The following is a 2,866-nucleotide window of genomic DNA, read 5'->3' on the forward strand; positions in this document are numbered from 1 at the left end:
GCTCGCCGGCGCGGAGCGCGCGCCCGGCGCGCAGCCGCTCCACCGCGATGGGCACGCACACCCAGCCCTCGCCGTAGCCCTCCAGGCTGCCCGCCACCTGGAACGCGGCGTCGAGGAGCAGCGGGTCGATCCGGAACGCCGGCGCCCGCACGCCCGGGATGGCGGCGCGCAGGTCGGCCGGCTCCACCGTCGCCCGCGCCGCGCCGCCCAGCAGCTCCAGCCAGCGCACGCGGCAGAACAGCGGCCCGAGCTCCACCGGATCGCGCGAGAGCCGGTAGAACGAGCGCGCCCGCACCAGCCCGTCGCTCTCCGGGAGCGCGTGCCGCCGCGCCTCCGCCACCCCGGCGTCGAGGCGCACCAGCGCGCGCGCGTGGACGCGCTCGCTCCCGCCGGGCAGCGCGATGGGCAGGCTCGAGACGAGCCGCACCGCGAGGACGCCGCCCTCCCCGGGCTCGACCACCGCGCGCACGTCGAGCGCGGCGCGGGCCAGCGCCACCGGCGCCTCGATGCGGAACCCGGTCACCTCCGCGACCCGCTCGCCGGGCCGCCCCAGCGCCGCCGCCTCCGCGAGCAGCTCCAGCGCGAACGCGCCCGGCAGGATGGGCCGGCCGTCCACCCGGTGCTGCGCCAGGAACGGCGCGTCGGCCCGGAGCTGCGTCCGCGCCACCAGGCCGCCGCCCGGCCGCGGCCCGGCCGCGTCCACCAGCGGCGAGGCGCTGCGCACCAGCGGGACGCCGCCGTCGTCGAGCAGCGCCACCGGGCGCGCGCCGTCGGCGGCCGCGCCCAGGAACGGCCAGGCGTGCAGCATGCGCTCGGAGACGAGCAGCGTCTCGGGCGCGTCGCCGGCGCGCAGCTCGGAGACGAACCAGTAGCGCCCCTCCTCCGGCGAGATGGAGGTGACGCCCATGGCGTCGAGCCCGGCGGCGATGTCCGGGTTGGCGGCGGCCCAGCCGATCTCGCGCCAGGCCGGCCAGTCGATGGTGACGCAGTGGACCGGCCGGCCGCGCCGCGCCATCCACGCCGGCAGCAGCGCGGCCACGAGCGCGTTCGCGCCGGCGTAGTCGGTCTGCCCGCGGTTGCCGAAGCGCGCCACCCCGGAGCCGAACGCCACCACCGCGCGGAGCGGGTCCGCGCGCGTGGCGTCGAGGAGGTGCAGGAGCCCGGCCACCTTGGAGTCGAGCACCCGCGCCACGTCCGCGTCGGTCTTGCCGGGCACGCTGGCGGACCGCTCCACCATGGCCCCGTGGCCCAGCACCGTGATGGCGCCGTGCCGCGCGCGGACGTCCTCGACCACCGCCCGCACCGAGGCCGGGTCGGTCACGTCGCAGACCGCGTACTCGAGCGCGAGCCCCTCGCGCTGCGCGCGCTCCAGGTTGCGGTGCAGCTCGCGGTCCCGCGCCAGCGCGTCCATCTCGCGCGCGAAGCGGACGGGCGTCAGGCCCGGCTCGCCGCGGCGGCGGACGATCTCGCGGCGCCGGAACTCGGCGAAGGCGCGGTCGTCCATGGCGAGGTGCGGGAGCGCGGGATCCGGCGGCGGCGTGCGGCCCGTGACGACCACCTTCGCCCCGAGCCGCGCGATCGCGCAGGCGCACTCGAACACCACGCCGCGCCCGCCCCCCGAGAACAGGAGCACGTCGCCCGCGCCGATCTCGCGCCGCACCGGCGCCGCGGCGTCGAGCGGCGCCTGGCGCAGCGCCACCACGGCCCGGCGGCCGCCGGCGAAGCCCACCTGCACCCGCTCGTTCCCGTCCTCGAGCTCGGCGACGAGCGCGCGCGCCAGGACGGCGGCGTCCACCGCCGGCGCGAAGTCGAGCGCCTTCACCAGCGCCCCGGGCACCTCCTGCTTCAGCGCCAGCGCGAGGCCGTGCTGGAACGCGCCGGAGGGATCCCCCGCGGCCGCGCCGAGGCCGATCGTGCCGCCCATCGAGGTCACGGCCGCGTACACGCCGGGCCGCGCCGGGGTGGAGGCCAGGAGCGCGTCGTAGATCCGGCGCACCAGCGCGTAGGACGCGTCGGCCGCCGCGCGGGCCGCGGCGGCGATGGCGGCGCCGTCCGCGGACAGGTCGAGCCGCGCCGGCGCGCCGAACGCGGTCAGGTCCACCAGCACGTCGGGCGCGCCGAGCGACGCGAGGACGGCATCCACCGCCGCCGGCGTCGCGGAGGCGGCCGAGGCGCCGCGGGCCCGCAGCACCGCCGCGATGGCGTCCGCCGGGCCGCCGGCCGGGCCGACCACCAGCGCGCGCCGGCCCGCGAGCGAGAGGCGCGGAGGCCGCGCCGGCAGCGCCACGGGCACCGCCTCCGGCACCAGCCGGTCGGCGGAGAGGCCGTCGCCGGGCGGGATCACCGCCGGGCCCGCGGCGGCCGCGGGCGCCGCCTCCTCCAGGATCACGTGGTGGTTCACGCCGGCCATGCCGAACGTGCTCACCGCGGCCCGGCGCGGGTGGCCGGCGGTCGCGGGCCAGGGGCGGGCCTCGGTGGCCAGCTCCGCCGGGATGGCCTCGAGGTGCAGCTCGGCGTCGAGGTCGCGGGTGGCGTTCGAGGGCGGCAGCACGCGGCGGTGCAGCGCCGAGCGAGGCGCGCACCAGCGCGATGAGCCCGGCCGCGCTGGTGGTGTGGCCCACCTGCGACTTCGAGGCGGAGAGCACGAGCGGCGTCGCGCGCGGCAGGCCGCCGTAGACGGCCGCGTAGGTGGCGACCTCGGTGCGGTCGCCGAGCCGGGTGGCCGGGCCGTGCGACTCGAGCAGGTCCACGTCTGGGCCGCACCCGCGCGTGCGCCAGCGCGCGGCGCAGCGCGAGCTGCTGGCCGCTGGTGCTGGGCGGAGTAGCATGGAGAGCCCGCGGCCGTCGCTCGAGATCCCGTGGCCGC

Annotated in this window: 1 protein-coding gene and 1 pseudogene; both read right to left on the reverse strand. The window is 79.7% G+C overall.

What is annotated here, in order from left to right; all coding sequences use genetic code 11:
• Positions 1–2,551 (reverse strand): SDR family oxidoreductase (locus PSR1_RS22720; RefSeq protein WP_237758210.1); only part of this gene is annotated, 2,551 nt, incomplete at its 3' end.
• A gap of 79 nt (positions 2,552–2,630) precedes the next feature.
• A pseudogene (locus PSR1_RS25050) lies at positions 2,631–2,828 on the reverse strand (hypothetical protein); the annotation flags it as partial.
• Between the last annotated feature and the right edge of the window lie 38 nt (positions 2,829–2,866).

This window comes from Anaeromyxobacter sp. PSR-1, assembly GCF_000964525.1.
Classification (GTDB): Bacteria; Myxococcota; Myxococcia; order Myxococcales; family Anaeromyxobacteraceae; genus Anaeromyxobacter.